Origin of the sequence: Planctomicrobium stercoris (assembly GCF_051465655.1) — a bacterium.
In the GTDB taxonomy this organism is placed as follows: Bacteria; Planctomycetota; Planctomycetia; order Planctomycetales; family Planctomycetaceae; genus Planctomicrobium.
Window position 1 is genome coordinate 3,378,023 of the sequence record NZ_CP195791.1, and the last position, 19,390, is coordinate 3,397,412.

General features: G+C 56.1%; 12 protein-coding genes. 3 read left to right on the plus strand and 9 right to left on the minus strand.

Annotation, left to right across the window (positions count from 1 at the left end; translation table 11 throughout):
• Positions 1-128: 128 nt before the first annotated feature.
• Together SH661x_RS13735 and SH661x_RS13740 are read left to right on the plus strand one after the other, a co-directional pair.
• A complete protein-coding gene (locus SH661x_RS13735) occupies positions 129-2,516 on the plus strand; it encodes a DUF1553 domain-containing protein (RefSeq protein WP_437222365.1) in 2,388 nt (795 codons plus the stop codon).
• Positions 2,517-2,549: 33 nt separating this feature from the next.
• Positions 2,550-4,097: a DUF1501 domain-containing protein gene (locus SH661x_RS13740; RefSeq protein WP_437222367.1), complete on the plus strand. Its 1,548-nt coding sequence runs from the start codon at positions 2,550-2,552 to the stop codon at positions 4,095-4,097.
• Between the two features lie 470 nt (positions 4,098-4,567).
• Here the strand turns inward: SH661x_RS13740 and SH661x_RS13745 are convergent, their stop codons facing one another.
• The 9 genes from SH661x_RS13745 to SH661x_RS13785 form a co-directional block, all read right to left on the minus strand.
• Positions 4,568-4,891 (minus strand): hypothetical protein, encoded by a 324-nt coding sequence (locus SH661x_RS13745; protein ID WP_437222369.1) that lies wholly within the window; start codon positions 4,889-4,891, stop codon positions 4,568-4,570.
• Positions 4,892-5,531: 640 nt separating this feature from the next.
• Entirely contained in the window at positions 5,532-6,617 is a 1,086-nt protein-coding gene (locus tag SH661x_RS13750) for a DUF1559 family PulG-like putative transporter (RefSeq protein WP_437222372.1), read from the minus strand.
• A gap of 301 nt (positions 6,618-6,918) precedes the next feature.
• The gene (locus tag SH661x_RS13755) at positions 6,919-9,711 is read right to left on the minus strand and encodes a family 78 glycoside hydrolase catalytic domain (protein ID WP_437222375.1); all 2,793 of its coding nucleotides are present in this window, start codon (positions 9,709-9,711) and stop codon (positions 6,919-6,921) included.
• 97 nt (positions 9,712-9,808) lie between these two features.
• Positions 9,809-11,233, minus strand: a complete 1,425-nt coding sequence (locus SH661x_RS13760; RefSeq protein WP_437222378.1) for a DUF1501 domain-containing protein — start codon at positions 11,231-11,233, stop codon at positions 9,809-9,811.
• 59 nt (positions 11,234-11,292) lie between these two features.
• Entirely contained in the window at positions 11,293-13,305 is a 2,013-nt protein-coding gene (locus SH661x_RS13765; protein WP_437222380.1) for a PSD1 and planctomycete cytochrome C domain-containing protein, read from the minus strand.
• Positions 13,306-13,336: 31 nt separating this feature from the next.
• Complete coding sequence (locus tag SH661x_RS13770) at positions 13,337-14,728, minus strand: hypothetical protein (RefSeq protein ID WP_437222383.1); 1,392 nt, start codon at positions 14,726-14,728, stop codon at positions 13,337-13,339.
• Between the two features lie 78 nt (positions 14,729-14,806).
• A complete protein-coding gene (locus tag SH661x_RS13775; protein WP_437222386.1) occupies positions 14,807-15,877 on the minus strand; it encodes an L-rhamnose/proton symporter RhaT in 1,071 nt (356 codons plus the stop codon).
• A gap of 30 nt (positions 15,878-15,907) precedes the next feature.
• Positions 15,908-17,209 (minus strand): L-rhamnose isomerase, encoded by a 1,302-nt coding sequence (locus SH661x_RS13780; RefSeq protein ID WP_437222389.1) that lies wholly within the window; start codon positions 17,207-17,209, stop codon positions 15,908-15,910.
• Positions 17,210-17,213: 4 nt separating this feature from the next.
• Positions 17,214-18,107 (minus strand): AraC family transcriptional regulator, encoded by an 894-nt coding sequence (locus SH661x_RS13785; RefSeq protein WP_437222391.1) that lies wholly within the window; start codon positions 18,105-18,107, stop codon positions 17,214-17,216.
• A gap of 920 nt (positions 18,108-19,027) precedes the next feature.
• Between SH661x_RS13785 and SH661x_RS13790 the strand changes: the two genes are divergently transcribed.
• Positions 19,028-19,285 carry a hypothetical protein gene (locus SH661x_RS13790; protein ID WP_437222394.1) on the plus strand — a complete coding sequence of 86 codons (258 nt, stop codon included), beginning with the start codon at positions 19,028-19,030 and terminating at the stop codon, positions 19,283-19,285.
• Positions 19,286-19,390 lie beyond the last annotated feature (105 nt).

Below are 19,390 nucleotides of genomic sequence, written 5' to 3' on the forward strand. Positions count from 1 at the left end.
CGGATTCACAGACGGTAGCTTTCGGAAGACTGATTGTTTGTGCTTCGATGGCATTTTACTCATTCAAAGTTCCTGAAATGATTCGCCGAATACTTTTTGCGATCTCCCTGGCAGGAGGCTCAGTGGGGGTGCTGGATCTGCTTACAGCTCAGACTGCTGGGGCAGAAACGGATGTATTACCGGCTGAGGCTCAAGTGATCGATTTTCAGACTCAGGTGCGTCCGATCTTTGTAGAGTATTGCACTGGTTGTCACGGCCCCTCGGAACAGCAGGGAGGATTGCGGCTGGATCATCGTAAACCTGCCCTTCAGGGAGGAGATTCCGGGGAAGTCATTGTGCCGCACGAGAGTGGCAAAAGTGAGCTGATCCGCCGCATCCAGTCGAAGGATGAATCCGAACGGATGCCGCCTGTTGACGGGGGAAACGCCCTCTCTCAAGAAGAAGTCAGTCTGTTGAAAACCTGGGTTGAACAGGGAGCGCTCTGGCCGGAGGAGTCCGACTCGGTCAAGGTGACGTCCACTCACTGGGCTTACCAACCCAGAAAGCATCTGCCCCCACCCGCCGTGAAACGACGTGCCTGGGTCCGAAACCCGATTGACCAGTTTGTTCTTTCTCAATTGGAAACCGACAGCCTTTCTCCCTCGCCTGAGGCAGATCGATACACACTGATGAAACGGCTTTCCTACGATCTGATCGGGCTTCCACCGACTCCCGAAGAAGTGGATCAGTTCGTTTTCGATTCCGCTCCGGATGCTTACGACAAAGTCGTCGATCGCCTGCTGAATTCACCTCATTTTGGCGAACGCTGGGGGCGTCACTGGCTCGATAAAGCCCGCTATGCCGATTCAGACGGGTACGAGATCGATAGTCCGCGCCCGGATGCGTATCAATTCCGGGACTGGGTGATCGCAGCCATTAATAACGATCTGCCATTCGATCAGTTTACTGTGGAGCAACTGGCTGGAGACTTACTCCCATGCGCCACGCCAGCTCAACGGATCGCCACCGCATTCCATCGCCAGACGTTGACGAACTCCGAGGGAGGAGTGGACCAGGAAGAATATCGCGTGCTGGCTGTCATTGATCGTACGAATACGACCGCCGCCGTCTGGTTGGGACTGACTGCCGGCTGCGCTCAGTGCCACTCGTACAAATATGATCAGATCACGCAGGCGGAGTATTACCAGCTCTTCGCTTTCTTCAACAACGCTGATGAAATCAATCTCGAACGGTCCCTGGGAGCGGAGGCGGAGAAGCGGTACGAGTTGCAGTTGATCCAGCACGAAGAAGCCTTGGCGACACTGAAGACTCAGTTGGAAGAATTGCAGCAGAGGCAGCAGACAGAAACAGGATTGGACGAAACTAAAGAGCTGAAAAAGCTTCGCGGCGAGATCGAACAGTTGAGGAAGAAGGCTCCTCAGAAGCCGCTTGAAAAAATTCGAGTGCTGGGTGAACGGTTGGACTCTCCTCGCACGACTCATCTGCTGCGCCGCGGAGATTTCCTCCAGCCGGCTCAGCCAGTGCATCCAGGCACGCTGGCTGTCCTGCATGCACTCGCTCTTCGTGATCCAAGCCGAAGTGCCGACCGTCTCGACCTGGCCCGCTGGATCACCTCACCGGAGAATCCTCTGACACCGCGTGTTGCTGTCAATCAGATCTGGGGGCATCTGTTTGGTCGTGGAATTGTGCGGACCATGAACGATTTCGGAACACAAGGAGAGCGACCGACACACCCCGAACTACTCGACTGGCTGGCCGATGAATTTCTTCGGCGGGGTTGGTCTCGTAAAGATCTCATTCGGACCATTGTCGCGTCATCCACTTATCGACAGTCTTCCGCTCATCGTCCGGAACTGGAGCAGGTCGACCCTACGAATCAGTTGCTGGGACGGCAGAATCGATTTCGAGTGGAAGGGGAAATCGTCCGAGATCTGCATCTGGCTGCCAGCGGACTGCTGAGTTTGAAGATTGGCGGCCCCAGCGTTTTTCCCGCCATGCCGGACGATCTGGCAGCGCTCAGTTATGCCAACAGCTTTAAATGGAGCAAGAGCCACGGAGAAGACCGTCAGCGGCGGGGAATGTATACGTTTTTCAAACGGACCGTCCCTTTCCCGGACTTAATGACTTTTGACTGCCCTGACTCGAATGTCACCACGATTGAACGCAGAACTTCGAACACACCGCTCATGGCGTTAAATACGCTCAATAATGAAGTCTCCATGGAGGCTTCACTCGGGATGGTCCGGCGCGTGTGGGCCTCGAATGTGGAAACTGACACGGATCGGCTGACACTGGCTTTCCGATTGTGCGTAACACGCCCCCCATTCAGTCATGAACTGCAGGCTTTGGAGTCGCTGCTGAACGATTGCCGTTCCTGGTACCGTGATCATCCTGCGGAAGCTGCAAAGCTGGTTCAAGGCAACTCTCTGGATGGAGTCGATGAAACCGAGCTGTCTGCGTGGACTGCGACTGCCCGCATCGTGATGAACCTGGACGAGTTCATCACGCGTGAGTAGGCAGGTTCCTTTGTTGATACAAAGAAAAGTGAAATGACTGCCGCTGAAAACCATGCCCTGCATCAATATGTCGAAAAGACTCGACGTGATTTTCTCCTCTCTTGTGCAGGCGGCCTGGGAACGATCGGTCTGGGGGCATTGTTGTCGGACGATGGTGTCCTCTCGCCCAGCTCCGTTCTCGGCGGCGATGCAGCGGTCGCCCCGCTCTCTGCAAGAGTGTCGCACTTTGCTCCCAATGCGAAATCCTGCATCTTTCTCTTTTTTGAAGGGGCTCCCAGCCAGCTTGATCTCTTTGACAATAAACCAAAGCTGCTCGAACTCCATGGCCAGCCGATCCCCAAGTCGTTTTACGAAGGAGTCCGGTTCGCTTTCTCTGATCCCAGAACAGCAACGCTGATGGGAGCTGGAAAACGGACCTGGCATCGTCATGGTGAATGTGGAATGGAGTTGTCGGACCTGTTGCCGCACATTGGATCGGTCGCGGACGATCTCTGCCTGATTCGGACCATGCACACCGACCAGTTCAATCACCACCCCGGTCAACTGATGATGCAATGCGGGCGAGGCTCTTTCGGGCTGCCAGTGATGGGGGCCTGGGTCAACTACGGGCTGGGAACAACCTCGCAGAACTTGCCGGGATACGTCGTTCTCACCGCCGGGCGGGGAAATTCCGGCGGGGCGACCATCTGGACCAGCGGATTTCTTCCCAGTACGTACGCTGGTGTTTTGTTCCGCAATCAGGGAGATCCCATCCTCAATCTAAGTACTCCCCAGGGAATTCCCACAACCTTGCAACGTCGAGGACTCGACACATTGCAGGAGTTGAATTCGAGCCGGCTGGCCATCCAGAACGATCCTGAAATCGCGTCCCGAATCGCAAATTACGAACTCGCCTTCCGGATGCAGTCGGCAGCTCCGGAGCTGATCGATCTCTCCGGCGAGACGCAGCAGACGCTTGAGATGTATGGTCTGACCCGCCCGACTCCCAAAGCCGTGGGAAATGCTGCAGGAGGCGGAGAAACCTATTCCATCTTCGCCAGGAATTGCCTGCTCGCGCGTCGCATGGTGGAGCGAGGTGTCCGATTCATCAATCTCATTCACGCTTCCTGGGATCACCACAGCGGCCTGGATGTGCAGCTCCCCTGGTGTGCGGGAATGGCGGATCAACCCATCGCAGCATTGATTCAAGACCTGAAACAACGCGGTCTGCTCGATGAGACGCTGGTTGTCTGGGGAAGCGAATTCGGACGGACCCCCTTGGGTGAAAACCGCGTGGGCCGGGAGGCCAATACCGGTCGAGACCACCACCCGCAAGCGTTTAGCATGTTCCTCGCCGGCGGAGGAATCAAAGGAGGACAGGTCTATGGCGAAACGGATGAAATCGGCTGGAATATTGCCAAAGATCCTGTTCACGTGAATGACCTGCAAGCGACGATTTTGCATTTATTCGGGCTGGATCATTTGAAGCTGACATATCGCTTTCAAGGACGAAACTTTCGCCTGACCGACGTGGGCGGGCACGTTGTCGAAAAATGGCTGAACGGTCCAACGCAGCCCTCGACCAGCGCGCTGTCCAGTTAATGTAAAGGACTAAAAACGATCGGCGACAAAGCACATTCGACCGCCGGAGAGATCTGGATCGCAATTGAGTTCATCAGCATGCTTACTCCAATTCGCGTAGCGACGTGCGACCGTTGCGGCCTGCAGATCATCCAATTGATCGGTTGTTGTAATTTGGAATGGGTCAGATGGAAAAGTTGCCACGAGCTGCTCCCCTGATAACCGGCTACCTTCGCCTGAGTGCAATTGCTGATGGCTCATTGCGGGAAGTTCCACTTGACCCCCGGAAAACGTGAATTTCGGTTTGATCGGGTTTCACAGCAATCCAGCAGTGTGCGACTCTCTCCTGGCAGCCGCTGAATGCAAATTCGAAGAGCCTCAAGTTCGTGCTGGCTTTCGTCTTCGCCGACCTGTCTTTCAGCAACGTGTCGAATGTGCTCCGCGAGCTGTCGGACATACTCCGGACGATCGCTCAACGCCTGTTTCCAGCGTCAGTGTGCGGTCCGACGAGTAATCATCATCACGGGCGGTCGTAAGTCGACCTGGAAGCCACAGCGATCTGTGCCGTTCATGTACTCAATCGAGACTTGCTGGGGGATGTCATCAACCAGCTCGGGCCATGGCGCAAATCGAACTGCCATCGACCGCACGAAGGCATGCTGTTCCACCATCTCGATTGGCTGCAGCGCCGCATTCTGAGCCTGCTGCCGCCGTAAAAACTCGACGACAGCCTGGTTCAGCTTGCGTGCTCCATTGGGACCGGGGCGATGCGGAATCACACAACCCGCTTCGAGACCGTCGGATGAGAATATCACCCCTATTCGCCGGATGAACCGAAATTCCTTTATCGTTGACGTTTTTGGGGCGTTTACATCAATTGGACGGCACGGTCCCATTTAGTTCACCAGATCAAATGGAATTTCCACGGCATCGCCGGGAGGTAACGTCGCAGTGAGCTCACTGCGAGTGTTAAATCGTTCTGGAAGAAATTGTTCGACGACGAATTTCTGTTTCGCGACTTCTTCCTGCCAGCGAGGCGATGCATTCGGACCTGCTTTCAGATTCGAAGGCACTTCGCGAAAGGCGAGAATGCGAACAATCGCGGGGCCATTCCAGGCTCCTTGGGGGGCAGAAACAGAATAGTGTCCGTCAGAAATCTCTGTCGAAAATCCACCTTGAGATTCTTGACTTGTCGGAACAAATGAAATCGCACCACGTTTCAGTGGCTGACCGTTCAGTTTCACTGTCCCGCTCACCATGATCTGCTTCGTGGCAGGCCGACTGCAGCTTGGCGCCGAGATTGACAGGATTCCCGAGACGCAAAGTCCGATGAAGATTCTTAGAATGTGCCTAGGCTTTGACATCTTGCAGTGATCCCCGATTGCTGAAAGGAATGACTCGCTCAGGGCGTTCCTGCGATTTTGCAGGAACGCCGCCGATCATGAGTTTGACAGCTCAAAACTCAGACGGAACTTCGCTGCCGTCCACGGATCCCAGTGCCCCCCAGACTCCATAGGGGCTGCGCCCAGAGGTGACCGGGGCCGCAGTGAGATCACCCGTACTCACGTTCTCGGACACGAATCGAACGGCACCATCTCCCATGAGAACTTGGACTCCACCTGTATGCAGGCTGCTCGGCGGCGACAGGTAGTTAGTACCTGAATACGTGGAGTCCGTCGAACAGCTCGGCCCGTTCGGAGGTAAAATCGTATTGATGAATCCTCCCGCGACTTCGCCGTTTGCCCACCATTCGCCATGCGGTTCATTACTGATCACCGCACCTCCCGAAGTGTCATATTGTCCGTTCACGACACGGGACATGCACAGCGAAGGAGTGGTATTGACGCCGGCAACGGGAAGAAGAGTTCGCCCCAAGGGGGAAGTTGTGCTTCCCAGATCCCGCTCGCCGCAGAAAATGCTATTGCTGAGGCCATCAGTGATTTCGGAAAACGATCGGGCATAACGAAATCCGAAAGCACCTCGCAACTTGTCGTCCGTGCTTCGCTCGTTTCTCAGGTCATCTCCTGTGCTGAATTTGTAGCTCCGATCCGGAATGGAAGGGATGTATTTTCCTGGGGGTGAGCTGGGGCACAAGAAGACTGGAATCGCACTGACTGATGCAAACACTCCTCCACCGTGGGGGACTCCTCCTTGTTGTGGAGTAGAAGAAATATTGTTCCACAGCGGAGCTTGATCCAGGAATGGAAGAAGCATCACAAAGCCGCTTAATAGCTCGCGATTTGTGGTCAGGTCACTGACAGGACCAGATCCGCCAGCACCCGGTGGAATGCGTCGATGCGTATCCGCGTAGTTGTGAATCGCGAGTCCGAGCTGTTTGAGATTGTTCTTGCACTGGCTCCGGCGGGCGGCTTCCCGCGCCTGTTGAACCGCGGGCAGCAGCAATGCGATCAGCACTGCGATAATCGCAATAACCACCAGCAGCTCGATCAAAGTAAACCCGCCAGACTTGCAACTTCCCTGTGACGACTCACTGTCGCCATGAAGGCGACTACGAATGACTCCAACTGAATGCGAATTCATGACGGAACCTTAATGAGAAGAACGGAAACATGGGAACTCTTGAGAGATGATCGAATTCAATGTCAGGCCACCCCAAATGATGAGCCCGCCAGGTAAGGTTAACGATGTCGGATTCAAAACACCTGCAAACTATAAATTCGGTGACTGAAACGCAGAGTAAGGTTTCTCGAGAGGTAAGCGAAAACGACATCCTTTCGCGCATCTTTTCCATCCCACTTGCTCGTCAGGGGAGTGGAGCTGCGGAATGTTCTTGATCGCCACTCGCGAGTCGAACTGGAACTCAATGTCAGGATTTTTGTTCTCATCGATCGTTGTTGACTGAAAATGCATACGTCCCCGAATCGATTGTTAAATCGATGGTTGAATCCCCACGTTGCAGGGCGTGGATTCCGGCGGGACCTGGGTGGGGACTTCCCGAAGTCCAGATCATTTGTCCGCTTTCCATGACTGAGGCGTGTTCGAGTGATCCGACTGGCAACTTGACGTCAGCGACTGTTCCCGGGGGAATCGTCACTTGCAACTCGAACGTTTCCGGCTGCGACCGCCATGCCACGTGAAACCGGCCCTGAGGTGTCTGCTGGGTGGAACTGGCACTGATCATCCCTCCCACAACTTGCGGATGAATCTGGACCCGTTTGTAACCGGCTTCGGTGGGGGCGAGTCCGGCGAGTTCCTGGTGAAGGAATTTCGACGCGTTGCAGAACATTTTCATATTCAGGCTGTGAGTGTGCTGCGTGTTCGCATAGGCCCCGCCGAAGCTCTCCCAGATGGATGTTGCTCCTTTTTGAATCTGGTCTCCCCAGCTGGGGTACGTGGTCTGGGTCGCGAGGCGAAACATGACGTCCGACCGGTTGTGTCGTGACAGAGCTTCGGACACTCCGCGTGTTCCGATGATTCCTGTCGAAAAATGATCGTCCTTTTCTTCAATCGCGTGGATCAGTGCCTGCAGCACGTCGGCCTGAAACTCCGCAGGGACGATCGCCATCTCGAGCGGGACTGCGAGAGATGCCTGGCTTCCGGTGCCGTACACGTTCGTGGCGGCATTGAAGAACCGGCTGTGAAAAGCGGTCTGAATTCGCTTCGCGAGATCTACATAATGGGCAGCATCATCAGTGTGCCCGAGCATCTGTGCCATCTGCTGCAGAACGGTGACGACCCGAAAATAATAGCAGGTGGTCGTCAGATCAGCGGGCGTCCGCAAGGGGAGATAGCTGCCGCTGCCATCGTCCTGCGGCTCCATATGGTCCCCCAGAACACTCCCGAGAATGCCGTCATCTGCCTGTGATTCATACCACGCAACGAGTCTCTTCAGCGGCTCGTAATGCTCTTCCACGATCCGCTGGTCCCCGTAATACCAGTACATGTACCACACCAGCAGCGGATAGGTGCTGGTCCAGTCGGGGGCGCCTCTCCAGGCCTTCGACTCCGGCAGTCCCGGAACTCTCCCCAGATGAATGGGACAGATCACCGAGACATCACCATTGGGGCGCTGGGTATCACGGATATCCTGCAGCCATTTCGTCCAGAAGGCCGCTGTATCGAAATTGACAAAATATTCCTCAGCCACGAATCCGGTGTCGCCCAGCCAGCCCATCCGCTCGGGACGTTCCGCGGCATCCTGTGGAATCCCCTGAAAGCTGGTCGCCAGAGTCCACTGAATATTGGACTGCAACTGGTTGAGCAGTGGATTCGAACATTCGAACGTGCCCGAAATTTCCACAGCATTGCGAACGTGTCGCCCCACGAGTGTTTCCAGAGTGGGCGTCCCTGGAAAGCCTCTCATCTCAACATACCGGAACCCGTGAAGTGTGAAGCGAGGTTCCCAGACTTCGTCCGCATTCCCCCGCAGGGTGTATTGATCTGTCTGCGTCGCGGCATAGTGGCTGCGGGTGTCGAGACTTCCATCGGGGAACACTGCTCCCGCATGTCGCAGTGTGACCACCCTTCCGCGATCACCAGTCACCTTAAGTTGCGTCCATCCGCTGAAGTGCTGTCCAAAATCAAACAGGTACACGCCGGGTGCCGTCTCTGTCAGTTTCACAGCGGGGAGACTGCTGACGACGCGGCAAGGGGGCAGCATTTGAGCGGACAGATTCGGACTGGGAACCTCCACTTCGATGGCCGGTCGCCAATCGGAAGTCAGTGCGGCCGGCGTGTTCCAGCCTCGGGATTCCAGACGGGCATCGTAGTCTTCCCCGAGGCAGATCTCGTTGGCCGTGACCGGCCCGGGGTGAGATTGCCAGGTGTTGTCTGTCGCGATGACCGTAGGCTCCCCTTCTGGATGCTCAATGATCAGCTGAGCGAGCAGGCGAGGTCGATCTCCGTAAACCTGCCGACCGGGCGGGGTACGATCAGCACTGTACCACCCATGCCCGAGCATCGCTCCGAGGGCATTTTCCCCAGGCTGGATGATCTGCGTGACGTCATGAGTGACGTAGAGAACGCGGTCGGTCAGGGGCCAGGGTTGGTCATTTGTGTAATACGTACTGGATGGATCAAGGACATGATCTCCCACTTTTTCTCCATTCAGATACGGTTCGCAATATCCGATCCCGGAGATGTACAGTACGGCACGGCGGACAGGCCGATCGAGAACGAACGACTTGCGCATCAGGGGCGAACCCTCCTCAGGCGACGCAATCCACTTTGCAGCCCAGTCTTCGGGATCGAGCAGCCCGGTCGAGAACTTCGCCGGGGCACTGTATCCGCTCGCGACATCTTTGACATCCCAGACCCGGACCTTCCAGTGCAGAGCCTGCCCGCTGCGCAGTTCATTTCCCTGATAGGGAATCAGGCTGCATTTCCCGGAGTTCACTTTTCCGCTGTCCCAGAGGTCGCCCCGGTCGGCCGCCAGCAGATCCGGAGATGAGGCGACAAGGATCTGATACGCGGTCTGCCGCTGGGAACGCCCGGAGGATTGCAGCTGCCAGCTGAGGCGCGGCTGAGGCACATCGATCCCTTGTGGGTTCTCCAGAGATTCACAGCGCAATCGCGAGGGCAGCTCCAGACCGCAGGCAGATTCAGACCCCGCGAGTTCCGGGAGAGAACTTGCGATCACCAGGATAATCAGTAAGCAGCGGGCGGGGACTTTCATATCGATCATTCATCACGGGGCGTCGACGTCCCGTTTCATCAACCTGAATGTGAGACGACTCGCCACACACGGAGTGTGCGGGGCGCACAGGAGTCCTTCATGCGAACAATTCCAGAACAGGTTTCCCGAGGCCATCCTTCGTGACATAAAACGGTCGCTGTTCCACATCCAGCGAGAATTTCGGAGAGATCCCCAGGGCGTGATACATCGTCGCGTGCAGGTCGGTGACGGTGATGGGATTCTCTACCACGGCAAACGGGGCTTCGTCATCGGTTCGTCCATAAAGGGCCCCTTTCCGGATCCCTCCTCCGAACATCAGGACGCTCCCCGCTCCGGTAAAATGGCGGTGCAGGCCATAGTATTTCGGTTCTTCAATGACCTCGGGCTGCACGATCTGATCGGGGACGCGGGCATCGGCCTTCCCTTCAATGAGCATGCTGCGGCTGAATTCACTGGCCAGGACAATCAACGTTCGATCCAGGAGCCCTCGCTCCTCCAGGTCCAGCACCAGCTGGGCAACGGGACCATCAATCGATTTCTTCATGTCGACCAATCTCGTGTGGCCATTGTCGTGATTGTCCCAACCCAGAAACGGAACAAACTCCGTCGTGACTTCGATGAATCGTGCTCCTGCTTCCGTCAATCGGCGAGCCAGCAGACACCCCAGCCCGAACTTTCCGGTGTTGTACTTTTCGTACGAATCAACCGGTTCCAGGGACAGGTCAAACGCCTGACTGGCCGGTGATTCCAGCAACCGGTAGGCACTTTCCAGGGATTGCAGCAACGCATCCCGCTGAAGGTCAGCGGTGTTGTTCGATGCTTGTTGCAGGGCGACCATCCGGGCGTAGATGTCCCGTCGGGCGCGGAACCTTTCGCGGCTCATGCCTGTGGGAGGACGCACGGTATTCACCGCCTGCTGGGGATCTGGAACTCGAAACGGTCCGAATTCTGTTCCGAGAAATCCTCCGGTTTGGAAGGCTTTGAGCTCTTCTGCTTCGCCGTTTCCTTCATAGGGCTGCCCGATGTCGATGAATGCAGGCATGGCCGGATCCCGCGGGCCCAGGATCTTCGCCAGCCAGGCCCCCAGATGCGGGGCCGCGACCGTCATCGGCGGCTCGTAGCCCGTGTGCCAGTGGTACTGATGCCGTGCATGAAGAATCTTCCCCATCGTCGGCACGATATGGGAACGGATGAGAGTTCCGCGATCCAGCACACTGGCGATGCGTTCCAGACCAGCACTGATCTGGATTCCATCGACTGCGGTTTCAATCGCCGGAAATGTGCTGGACACCTCCGAGCTCTTCATTCCCGCTTCAAACGGGGTATAACGTTTTGGATCGAACGTTTCGGAATGGGCCATGCCCCCTGCCATCCACAGCAGGATGAGTGTATCGGCTTTCGCGGTCGGGGCGGAAGCGGCGTCCGCCCGAAGTGCGCGGACACCACGTGGGCTCACAAGCCCGGTTGCCAGACTCGTGCCGAGGGTCGATTTCAGAAATTGACGGCGATCAAGCAAACTCATCAAAGGCCTCTCTTCATCCAGTCTCACGGTGTCGAGTTCAATGAGGCATCCGTTCTGACTCATTCGATCAGCTGAAATTCCGGAAGCATGGTGATGATCCAAAGAAAGTCCTGAAGGCCTTCTGCGCGCACCGGGTTGCCCAAGCATTCCAGTGCGATTCTCAACTCATCCGGTGATGGTTCCCGCCCCAACGCGGTGAGGAAGAGATCATTCACCAGCACCGAGTCCGGCAGCGACCGCTCCTGCCAGTGACTACTCCCCGCCTTCAAGATGGCATCGAGAGTCTTGCCATTCGTCAATTCCAGCGCCTGCAGCGGAGTGGCCAGCGACTCGCGACATGTGACGACCTGCTCGCGATTGGGCCGGCCGAATGCGGTCTGTAGCGAGTCCGCATCGACCAGCCCGGCGCGAATGCGAAGTTGTGAAACCGCTTCGGGAGACCGCTTTTCCAGTTCGGTGCGAACCGCAGCCAGTTGACCTCCCTGACCACGGCCATCGCGTTCCAGCATGCCGGGTGTCTCTTGAGGCCAGACCCCGGTCAGCTGAGACACCGCATCGGCAAACTGTTCCGAGGACATACGGCGTTTCAACGGCCCCTGAAATGGACCGTCTGTCGCAGTGGATGCCGTTGCGACAGAGGCCCGCTGATAAGCTTGAGAGGTACAGATGAGTTGGAGCGTCCGCTTCAGATCGTAGCCATGTTCCGTGAAGTCACTCGCCAGCCAGTCCAGAAGATCAGAGTCAAACGGCTCTTCGTCCATGTTGTCGAGCTGAGAAATGATTCCGCGACCGAACAGCCGCTCCCAGAGCCGATTGACAATCGTTCTGCTGAATCGTCCGTTGGCGGGAGAGGTGATGAGTTCCCCCAGTTGACGGCACCGATCGGGGACCGCAGCCTCCGGATCAATCGTCCCCAGTTCCGGAAACAGGATGGCGGGTGATGCCGATTGGCCTGTGGGTTTGTCGCAGTGATGAATCTCCAGTGGGGATTCGCTGAAGATGGACGCCATGCTGTAGGAGTCGCTGAGCTTCCAGGAGTCGACGAAGCTGTCGTGACAGGAAGCGCATTTGAGGTTGGTTCCCAGAAAGACCTGGCTGATGGTCTGGGCTGCCTGCATTTCGGGGATCTGACTGGCGTTGACCACTCCGCGCCAGCGAATCCCTTTCGTGAACCCTTTCGTTTCCGGCGTGGGCTGGATCAGCTCGCGGACAAACTGGTCGTAGGGCTTGTTCTCGTACAGCGCGGCGAACAGCCACCCGGTGATCTGCACGCGACCGCCATCGATAAACCCCGTGCCCCGATACGAATTCCGGAGCAGATCGTTCCAGAACGTCATCCAGTGCAGGGTGAAGTTGGTCTGGTCATCGAGCAGCTGGCGGATCAGTTGATCCCGCTTCTGGGGATGTTGGTCTTGTTCAAAGTCAACCAGCTGATCCGGGCTCGGAAGAAGTCCAACCAGGTCCAGAAAAACACGTCTCATGAACACAGAATCCGAAACGGGTGCTTCCGCGGGAATCCCGTGACGGTCGAAATACGGCTGTAACAGCCGATCGATCGGATTCGCATCATCAGAGAGTGCCAGGGGGAGTTCGGGATGACGAGGAGCCAGGCTGGCCAGCCCCTGCCGCGCTGTCAGTGGTCCCTCGAAATCCCACGCCAGCCCCTGGTCGATCCAGCCTCGCAAGAGACCGACCTCGCTGTCCGTCAGATGCTTTCCTTTCAGCGGCATCCTGCGTTCGGGGTCTGCCCCTGCGACCAGCCGGATCAGGAGACTTTCCTCACTTCGTCCTGCGACGACAGCCGCTCCAGAGTCTCCCCCTTTCAAGAGATCGTCTCGAGAAGAAAGCTGCAGATTCCCTTCGTGGCGTTCCCTGGAATGGCACAGGACACAGCGACGAACCAGAATCGGCATGACATCCCGCTGAAATTGAACTTCACCACTCACGGGAGCGGGCAGCTGAAACGCGTGCGCTGCATCCTCCTCAGCAGCAGCCTGGAAGGCGAAACAACACAGGACAGCCAGCACCAGGGCTGCGAGTCGAGTCAGGACGCTGGTCGAATTGTCCGGCATTACCGATCCCTTGCTTGAGCAATCCGCTCTGTCAAATCCGAGTAACTCGAAATCGCATTGCTTCCGCAAGCGACTCCAGCTGGGGGCCGAGATGTCCGATCCCCAGAGCGACATGATGCGAAGGTCCTTGTTGACACCAGGCATCGAAGAACTGGTGGAGCGGCTGATTCAACCGCACGCGGCAGTTGGGGTTTCCGATCCGCAGAATCTCGCCCGGAATGACTTCTCCTTCCGTGTAAACGAGCTTGAACGTCTCGCCGGCATCAAACTGCGTCAGATTGACCAGTGTGACCGGCCCCTGTCGGACCTGAAAGTCGATGCCAAGTCCCTCTCCCGATTTGCCGTGATGAATGTTCAGATGCTGCAACCGGGGCGGTCCATCAGCGACATTGATATTGCTGGGACCGTCATGTCCCATCATCACGAAGTTCTCTTCGTAATCCATGGAGAAAAATTCAAGGAACATCCCCCCGGCACCAAGCAGGTCCAGAATCTTCATCGCCATTGCAGTGCGGACATCACCCTCGGTGACTCCCGGATGCCCCATGGAGCTCAGCCGGGAGACCGCGAGCGCCGATTCAGCACGAAGACTGGTGATCGACGGCTTTTCACCCCACCAGTAGTATCCGAATGCTGAAATCCCATGCCGACAGATCACTTCTTCGTAGGCCACCGCGAGTTGGGCAGACTGACGCAGATGTCCGTTCGTGACGGTGGAGTCGACTTCATAAAGTTCACGCAGTCGGCTGTACATCTCCTCCAGCTGTCCGGCCGAGACTCTGCGGGTCGCTTCTTCAATCTCTTCGACTTCCGGACGAACCAGCATATGTCCTGTCGCGCGGAGCAGTCGGTGTTCGTCCAATGGCATATCAACCATATGAGTATACGTCTGGCCGATCAGGCCGACACGCTGCTGGCGAAAAGCTCGAGCTGCTGCCGCGCCCTGGCAGTCCGCCCGCAGTTCATCCCAGAGTCGGCGCGAGTTGAATGGTCCACTCCGCACGCGAAACTTCCGGTTCATGGCAACCAGCCCGGCGGCGTATTCTGGAACACAGCATGGCCCCTCATGGTGGAGATACTCCGCCGTGTCCGCGGATTGATAATCGTACGCCGCATCCTCGTGGGCGTTCACCAGACGAATCGGCACATCCAGACCTTCGACGGCCGGCAGCACGCACATGCCCGGCGTGTAACCGAACGGAAAGACCAGAAGAATGTCCGGACGTTCGCGTTGAAGATAGTCCCCGGCAGCGCGAGCCTTCTCCGCGGTATCCACAAGTTCCGGAGCCACAACGTTCCCGATTTCCGAAAGTTGCTGGCGGAGTTTGGCGTACATGCTGAGCCCCCGTTCCCGCAGCTCCGGATACTGTTTCCAGTAATAGTAATGCCCTGTCGGAAGCAAGCCGATGAGGGGTCTGGGCATCCGGACCGTCAAATCCCGGTGGAGTCCCGCATGACCGTTGCGGTCGAATTTTGTGACAAGTTGCGTCATAGGTGACATTCAAAGCTCTGGGCCGATGGGAAGCGTGAAGACTGTCAGAGAGTTGCCGTATCCGACAATGATCGTGGATGCCACGAGCACACACAGACCACAGTAATTCAGGAGTCGGGTGCGTGATGAGGTACCCGACCATTCGCGGAACCAGATCCCCCACAGATTGCTGAAGACGATCACGAACGACATATGAATCGTCCAGCTGGAGAAGTCGTAGCGCCCCATCTGTGTTGTCGCCATGCCGTAAAAGAAGAATTCCAGATAGGCAATCGTCCCCGCCAACGCAGAGAACACATAGTTTCGCCAAAGCGGCGCCTCACAGCAGTGGACATAGTCGCTGATCGTTCCATTGTGAAAGTTCAAAGCCAGACACCACGTCAGGTTCAACAGAAAGCCCCCGGTAAACAGGACAACAAGCACCGGTGCATTGCGATGAAACGGATCTGTTCCCAGCCGTTCGGCAGCCTCGCCAATCGGCTTTCCAGACATGATTGCCAGTGCAAAGCAGGCACTCATCACTCCCGCGAAAGTGGCGACCCAGATCCCTTTGGAGTAACGAGTGCTTTTCTCATCCGCTCGATCGATTGCCAGCTCCTGTTCGCGCCGACTCCCTGCAATGGTGCACAGAACGATCCCTCCCAGACAGACCGTCAGACCGGTCAGGAGATAAGTTCCTGAAGAACTGCTCAGCAGCGTCATGAAAGTGCCGTCACACAATGGAGGAATTAATGTTCCGAACACCGCACACGTCCCCAAAGAGATCGCCATTCCCAGGGAGATTCCCAGGTAACGGATCGACAGACCGAATGTGAGACCCCCGATTCCCCACATCGCTCCCATCAGGAAAGTCATCGCAATGCTGCCCGGAGGGGCTGTCCTCAAGACGAGGATCAGATCAGGCACCGTGACCCACGCAATGAGCCAGGGCATGATGATCCAGGTCAACGTTCCGCCGACAATCCAGTAACTTTCCCATGCCCAGCCGCGTACCTGCTTGTAGGGAATGTAAAAGCTGCCAGCCGCCACACCGCCGATGGCGTGCAGCAACACTCCCAACGAAACACCCTGCAGGCTCATAGAATCTCAATTCAAGGTTGGACGATTCATCTATGACAGTTCGGCGACCTGCAATCGCGACCCGCGCGCGATTGCTCCTGCACGGCGGCTTGTCACCTGTTCTTCATAACGTCTCACCACATCAAACCATGCCCAGCCGACGGGAACATTTTGTCGCGTACAGTACTCATTCCAGATGATCCCCCAAGGAAGTTCCTTCTGATGTTCCAGGAATGCCAGTCGTGCGGTGAAGTCGCCAGACTGTTCCATTTTTCGAAGGGTTCCGATCGGTTCCAGCAACGCTTTCAGAAATGACTGAAGTGCCGCCCGTGCTCCGATGACCCAGGCAGCCACGCGGTGGATGCTGGCATCAAAGTAATCCAGACCGACAGCCACACGGTCGAGATAGCCTCCGCGGACGACTTCCTGTGCGACCGCAGTCGTTTCATCATTTTGAACAACGACATGATCGCTATCCCAGCGCACTCCTCGACTCAAGTGCAGCAACAATCGACGGACGTACCGCAGAATTGATGAAATCTTGTCCGCGATCGACTCGGTAGGATGGAAGTGCCCCTGGTCCAGACACAGCATCGTTCCATGCTGAATGGCGTACCCAAGATAAAATTCGTGGGAGCCGGGAACGAAAGTTTCTGAACCGATGCCAAACAACTTCGATTCCACGCAGTCTTGCATTTCCCCGTTCTGAAATCGTTCTGCGAAGATGGCATTTAAGGAATCTTCCAGACGCTCACGCGATCGTTTCCGGTCGACGACAAAATCTTTATAGCCATCGGGAATCCAGACATTATTGATGCACTCGCCGTCGAGTGATCTTCCGAAGTGGGCTGCAATCCGTCTGGATGCGATTCCGTGATCAATCCAGAATTGCCGCACTTTCTCGTCATGGGCCGTGAGGGTGAAACCATCCTCTGCAAGTCGATGGGCGAAGAACGTCGGGTTGAAATCAATGCCGTACCCTCTTTCCTGAGCCCAGTGCAACCACCGCTCAAAATGTTCTGGACGGATTTCGTCCCGGTCCACAGGGGAACCGGACTGCTCAAGATACATTGCATGCAGATTCACTCGACACGGCCCCGGAATCAGGGAGCACGCGGCATCCAGGTCGGCACGCAGCTCATCAGGTGATCGTGCGCGTCCAGGATAAGTGCCAGTCGCCAGAATGCCGCCCCCCTGAATCGCATGTTCTTCAAAGCCGTTGACATCATCTCCCTGCCAGCAGGGGAGTGAAACCGAGATCGTTTTGAGATGATCGATCGCGCTGTCTGTGTCGACGCCAAGATCAGCGAATTGCTGTCGCGCGATCCTGTAATGGTGGGCGAGTGACGCCATAACATCAATTCTTTGTCTGTGCGCTGCCGCGCCACTGACTGGGGGAGATACCGGTCAGGCCGCGAAATGTTTTCGAAAAGTGGAACTGATCGCCAAATTGCAGCTTGGCTGCGATCTGTTTGATCGACATGTCCGTGCCACTGAGTAGTTCCTTGGCCTGTATCACACGCATCTGAATGGAAAACTGACTCGGTGAGACCCCAGTGTGCTGGCGAAATACCCGTCGAAACTGGGCCTCACTTAAATGGCATCGTGCTGCCAGTTTTTCGATAGACACAGGTGCTTCAAAAGAGTTTGAAAGAATCTGCTTTGCCTGTCTGATGGCCAAAGCGTGTCGATCGCCCCGCACCCCAATACGCTCGGTCGCCAGAGCCATCCCGAGAATTGACATCACTCCGCCCGAAAGCACTTGTTGCATTCCCGGAAGTTCATCCCGGACAGCAGTGAGCACAGCTTCGCATGTTCGCTGAAGATCACTGCTTTGAAAGACCCGGAGAATCGGTTTCTCAGGGGTGATGATCCCCTGTTCAACCCAGCGATCTGCAATCTCACCCACAAAGCCGAACCAATATTCCTGCCATCCCACCTGGGGGCATGGACGGTAGCGGTGCCAGTCTCCCGGGAACGTCAACAACACCGTGCCTGCGGTGATTCGATGGGAACCACCCGCTTCAGATTCGAACTGGCCTTCACCTACAGGCAGATACAGAAGTTGATACTCCGAGAGCACCCGCTTTTGCGGCCAGGAGAACTGATAAACGTCCGGATGTTGAGCCGGGGGGTATGAATCGTGCGGCCCAATCGCCATCGCACCGACGCCTGTGACATTCAACCCCCACAGCTGATCATGAGGACTCACATGCAGATATCGAAAGTAATCCTTGGTGATTTTTGACATGCGATGCGCCCTTGTGCACGCCGGTTGATAATCTGGGGCAGGTTCGGAAGCACTTGGATTGATGCTCGGATTGATGTTTGCTGCTATTTTCACAAGGCGAACAGCACGATACTCTCTTTAAGATCCAAAGCAATCTATATCGGTGTGAATGATTGCCTTAGACATGTCGATGCGCGTTTTTGACATGCCCGGCCCCGCTGCAGAAGTTCCATTACGAAACGGAAGCCCGATTCTGCCTTGCTGAAAACTCTTCTTGATTCGGAGGAATCGATGCGCTAGAGCTCCGCTGTGATACCGGTTAAAAAGCTATTGCGAAGTTGAGCCGGCTTTCACGCTGTGGGAGTGTCCCACCCCTTTTGTCACAGCCGAACCACCACATGCTCTTTCTTCCTATCGATTAACACGCCCGTCAACTGACTGTTTGACTTCGCGACCACAGCGGTGATGTCCTGCTGGCCCTCAGGTGTTCACGCAGAAAACAGTTCATTGCCGCCGTGAAGCCTTCGATTCCGTAGGCCATCGCTCTTACAGGGGTTTTGTCGCAGCTCTTCTTGGCGATAAGTTTTTTCTGGAATGCCACTTCGGACGACCGTGAACGCAAGCTGACAGGCTCACTCGGTTTCCAGGAATTCGAATGGTTTCTAACCATTTCGAATGAATTCTGTATCACTCTATCAGGGAAGCGAGGAGATTCCTGGGCCTCCTGACCACCTGCACCCTGCATGAGATGCCAGTCGAGGGACTTGAATCGATGCTCTCAAAGCATCCGATTCTCGTTCGCCAGCCACTCGAATCAGCCCCCTCGTGACAGCTCCAGAAACCCGGTTTCGATCCAATGATTTTTGCCCAAAACCCAGTCCAAGGTGCTGTTCAACGAAATTGCAACACCGTTCCAAATTACAGATTGCCACCATACCGATATGGGCTTCATTTTTTACCCGTTGCTCGCGCTGATTGCCTCTGCCACGGATCGCGAACTGACCAAGTACATCCAGTTCCTGAAGGAAGAGGAAATTCAGCCTGGACCGGATCGAACCAGCGACTCCTGGTCCAACTTCCTGGAACGCCACAAAGAGACATTGTGGGCGACCGACTTCTTCAGCGTGACGACCGTGACCAGACGAGGCCTCAGGGTATGTACGTCCTCGTCTGGCTGTGCGTTTCGACTCGGGAAGTGATTGTCTCTGAATCCACAGAACATCCGACGTCAGCCTGGGTGTGCGAGCAAACAAGGAAGTTCATTGACGAGACGGCGGGACGAGAGCACACACCCGATATCGTGA

What these genes read in the sequence shown, in the direction of transcription:
- SH661x_RS13765 (WP_437222380.1), bottom strand. Translation starts at nt 13,305, where the DNA reads ATGCCGGACAATTCGACCAGCGTCCTGACTCGACTCGCAGCCCTGGTG.
- SH661x_RS13760 (WP_437222378.1), bottom strand. Translation starts at nt 11,233, where the DNA reads ATGAGTTTGCTTGATCGCCGTCAATTTCTGAAATCGACCCTCGGCACG.
- SH661x_RS13780 (WP_437222389.1), bottom strand. Translation starts at nt 17,209, where the DNA reads ATGGCGTCACTCGCCCACCATTACAGGATCGCGCGACAGCAATTCGCT.
- SH661x_RS13770 (WP_437222383.1), bottom strand. Translation starts at nt 14,728, where the DNA reads ATGCCCAGACCCCTCATCGGCTTGCTTCCGACAGGGCATTACTATTAC.
- SH661x_RS13790 (WP_437222394.1), top strand. Translation starts at nt 19,028, where the DNA reads ATGGGCTTCATTTTTTACCCGTTGCTCGCGCTGATTGCCTCTGCCACG.
- SH661x_RS13750 (WP_437222372.1), bottom strand. Translation starts at nt 6,617, where the DNA reads ATGAATTCGCATTCAGTTGGAGTCATTCGTAGTCGCCTTCATGGCGAC.
- SH661x_RS13755 (WP_437222375.1), bottom strand. Translation starts at nt 9,711, where the DNA reads ATGAAAGTCCCCGCCCGCTGCTTACTGATTATCCTGGTGATCGCAAGT.
- SH661x_RS13740 (WP_437222367.1), top strand. Translation starts at nt 2,550, where the DNA reads ATGACTGCCGCTGAAAACCATGCCCTGCATCAATATGTCGAAAAGACT.
- SH661x_RS13775 (WP_437222386.1), bottom strand. Translation starts at nt 15,877, where the DNA reads ATGAGCCTGCAGGGTGTTTCGTTGGGAGTGTTGCTGCACGCCATCGGC.
- SH661x_RS13785 (WP_437222391.1), bottom strand. Translation starts at nt 18,107, where the DNA reads ATGTCAAAAATCACCAAGGATTACTTTCGATATCTGCATGTGAGTCCT.